A 3,287-nucleotide genomic window follows, 5' to 3' on the forward strand; every position below is an offset into this window, starting at 1 on the left:
CAAAGCGGATGAACAGGACAATCATACTGCCGGAGGTCAATGCATTTACCGTGGGACAGCTGATTTATCTTCTGGAAGTGGAAACGGCGTTTGCGGGCGAGCTGCTGGGCATAAATGCCTATGACCAGCCAGGAGTGGAGGAAGGCAAGAATGCTACGTATGCGCTTATGGGCCGTCCGGGCTATGAGGAGAAGAGGGTGGAACTGGAGGGTAGGCCAAAAAAGCGCCAGGAATATATAATATAATATATAGCACAAAAGAGGGGGGATAGCGGGGTTGAAAGCTACGGTTGATTGCGTGCATTGCTATCTGAAGCAGGCTGTGTCGTGTATGAGAATGGCAGGGGTGGATGAAGATACCCAGCATGAGATACTGTTCAAGCTCATGGATTACGTGAAGGGGTTTGACAGAAATGCTACCCCTGCCGAGAATTCTACCTATGCCGTTTTGAAGACATATGAGCTCATGGGAATAGATGACCCTTATAAAGAAGTAAAAAGGCAGTCCAATGACCTGGCGCTGGAGTTGTATCCCCGCTTAAAGCGGATGTTGGAGGAATATGAAGACAAGCTGTATACCGCTCTTAAAATAGCTGTAGCGGGAAATGTCATTGACCTCGGCATAAGGAGAAGTTTTGACATTGAAGGGGAGCTCCGCTACAGCTTGAATACAGGCTTTTCAAAGGATCATTATGATACGTTTAGGCAAAAACTGAAGAATGTCGACGAAGTGTTGTTTTTGGGTGACAATGCGGGAGAGATCGTATTTGACAAGATATTGGTGGAAGAGCTGATTAAGCTGGGTAAAAGAGTAACGTATGTCGTCAAAGATGGACCTGTGCTTAACGATTCTACCATGGAAGATGCCATTTATGTGGATATGGACAAGGTAGCAAGGGTGATCACCACGGGATCGCGGTTCTTGGGAGTGAGCTTTAATCACATGTCCCAAGAATTTGCTGATGCGCTGAACAAGGCTCCTCTCATCATATCCAAGGGGCAGGCCAATTTTGAATCCCTTGAGCAGTATGACATGGCGCGGGGTAGGGTGTTCTTTTTGCTAAAGATAAAATGCGATGAGGTGGCAAAGGTTGCGGGAGTAGCGTTGGATGATGTTGTGTTTTTCACCGTGTAAAATTGTATCAAGGGGTATCGAAAAAGAAAACCGAAGATGATAAGAAAGGTGGGATGTTGTTGTCGTGTTGAGTTCCATGAGGATGGGGGATGGGCTGTGGGATTAATCTTGATGGATGATATTTCCTGGAATGTTGACGTTAGTAAGCTTCTTGAGCGTTTTCACTTGCAGCCGGGCAGCCACGATGCAGCTAGGGTGGAGGAGCTGGTGCGCCAGGCCCAAGAGATAGGCAGGCCCAAGGTTTTGTACAAGGAAGCCTATATAGAGGATAAGGGCGATGATTTCGTAATAGTGGACGGAGTTAAATTGACCAGCCGCATACTTCGCACCAATCTGGAGAAAGTATATAGGGTGTTTCCCTACATTGCCACTTGTGGTACCGAACTGGAGAAATGGTCCGAGACCATGGATGATATTCTTGAAAGATATTGGGCGGATGGCATTAAGGAGATGGCTCTCCGTGAAGCTCAAAAGGCTTTTGAAAAGCATCTTGATGAGAATTTCCGTCCTGGCAAAACCTCCAGCATGAATCCGGGTTCGTTACAAGATTGGCCAATAAGCCAGCAGAGGCAACTCTTTCAGATATTAGTTGATCCTGAGCGATATATAGGTGTGAAATTGACTGACAGCTGTTTGATGTTGCCCATAAAATCGATATCGGGCATACGATTTTCTACTGACATCGACTTTGAGAACTGCAAGCTGTGCTCAAGGGAAAACTGCCCCGGCAGGAGGGCGCCGTATGACCCTGAGCTTGCAAAGTCTTATTAAGTATTTGCCTCTTATAGTTCCTACGTTTTTTGGGATGGGACTAAGGGAGGGTTATTTATATTTCTTTTTAGACAGTTCTTTATAGGATTGCCTACAGAACTTCAGAATTCCGCCCGTATAGACGGTTGTAGCACTTTTAGAATATTTTGGAATATAGTTTTGCCTATTCAAAGACGATCATAGTAGTATGTACTGTACTGGGAACGGTATGGCACTGGAATGATTACTATGAGCCTGCCGTTTATTTAACTAGACCCAAAAACTGGCTTCTCCCCATGAATTTAACCAATATGTATGCCACTTTAAGAATGATAGAGGGAGAAGAATTTAGTATTTCAGAAGTTGACCAATTGAATCAAATGTACACAATATGGCCCACTTTAATGGCTGGTGTTTTGTTGGTAATTTTGCCGCTGATAGTAATGTATTTGTTCTTGCAGCGACGTTTTATGAAAAGCATAGAACGTACAGGTTTGGTATGATAAAAGATCAGTTTAAGAGATCAAAATTATTAAGGAGAAATTACATGCGGAAAAGCCAAATGTTCTGTTTATCCTCGCAGATGAATTAGGGTGGGGGGAGATATCAGTTATCATGGTTTACCTATTACCACGCCTAAAATATCGATAGGTTGGTTTACAATGGTATAGAGCTGAACTGCCATTATGTGACTCCTTGGAAGAGTTCAAAAAGCTCCTTGCCGTTTTGCTGAAAAGGCAAGGAGCTTTTTGATAATCTCATATATTCTGACTCAGCACCTCATGGGCTTCCTTGAGCTTCTCTATTATAGGTATGCTCTGCGGGCATGCGCTTTCGCACTGGCCACATTCTACACAATGAGAGGCATCTGCGTTTTCCTCTATGAGCTTTTTATATTCTTTGCTCTGCCCCGCAATGTCATCATACATAGAGGCGTTATTATACAGGCTGAATATCCTGGGGATATTTATCCCCGAAGGACAGGGCATGCAATAGTTGCAGGACGTACAGCTGACCTTTATCTTACTTTCATATGCGGCTTTTACCCTTCTAACCAGATCAAGCTCTTCTTCCGTCATCGAATTGGGCGCTGCGTTTTTGAATATCTCGATGTTTTCCTTAAGCTGTTCCATAGTGCTGACGCCGCTTAAGATGACTGTTACCTCTGGGAAGTTGTACAGCCATCTAAATGCCCATTCAACCGGCGAACGCTTTATATGGAAGCTATTCCATAGCTCCTGAATATCCCTGGGTATGTTATGGGCAAGCCTGCCACCCTTTAAGGGTTCCATTATAACGACGGGTATCCCTTTAGACGCGGCGTATCGCATGCCTTCTACGCCAGCTTGATAGTTCTCATCAAGGAAATTGAGCTGTATCTGGCACATCTTCCAGTCATATGC

Annotated in this window: 4 protein-coding genes and 1 pseudogene; 4 read left to right on the top strand and 1 reads right to left on the bottom strand. The window is 44.6% G+C overall.

What is annotated here, in order from left to right:
• From FWJ59_RS08815 to FWJ59_RS08830, 4 genes and pseudogenes are all read left to right on the top strand, one after another.
• Nucleotides 1-245 (top strand): annotated as a pseudogene (locus tag FWJ59_RS08815) (glucose-6-phosphate isomerase); the annotation flags it as partial.
• 31 nt (nucleotides 246-276) lie between these two features.
• Nucleotides 277-1,134, top strand: coding sequence for a damage-control phosphatase ARMT1 family protein (locus tag FWJ59_RS08820; protein ID WP_414481573.1), 858 nt, complete (start codon nucleotides 277-279; stop codon nucleotides 1,132-1,134).
• A gap of 36 nt (nucleotides 1,135-1,170) precedes the next feature.
• Nucleotides 1,171-1,905 carry a vitamin B12 dependent methionine synthase gene (locus FWJ59_RS08825; protein ID WP_414481574.1) on the top strand — a complete coding sequence of 245 codons (735 nt, stop codon included), beginning with the start codon at nucleotides 1,171-1,173 and terminating at the stop codon, nucleotides 1,903-1,905.
• 57 nt (nucleotides 1,906-1,962) lie between these two features.
• Nucleotides 1,963-2,088, top strand: a complete 126-nt coding sequence (locus tag FWJ59_RS08830; RefSeq protein WP_414481576.1) for an ABC transporter permease subunit — start codon at nucleotides 1,963-1,965, stop codon at nucleotides 2,086-2,088.
• Between the two features lie 554 nt (nucleotides 2,089-2,642).
• Here the strand turns inward: FWJ59_RS08830 and FWJ59_RS08835 are convergent.
• Nucleotides 2,643-3,287 (bottom strand): aldo/keto reductase (locus tag FWJ59_RS08835; protein ID WP_414481575.1); only part of this gene is annotated, 645 nt, incomplete at its 5' end.

Origin of the sequence: Caldicoprobacter sp. (assembly GCF_047459465.1) — a bacterium.
GTDB lineage: Bacteria > Bacillota > Clostridia > Caldicoprobacterales > Caldicoprobacteraceae > Caldicoprobacter.

Coding starts and splice junctions, on each gene's coding strand:
- FWJ59_RS08825 (WP_414481574.1), top strand. CDS start 1,171: ATGATAAGAAAGGTGGGATGTTGTTGTCGTGTTGAGTTCCATGAGGAT.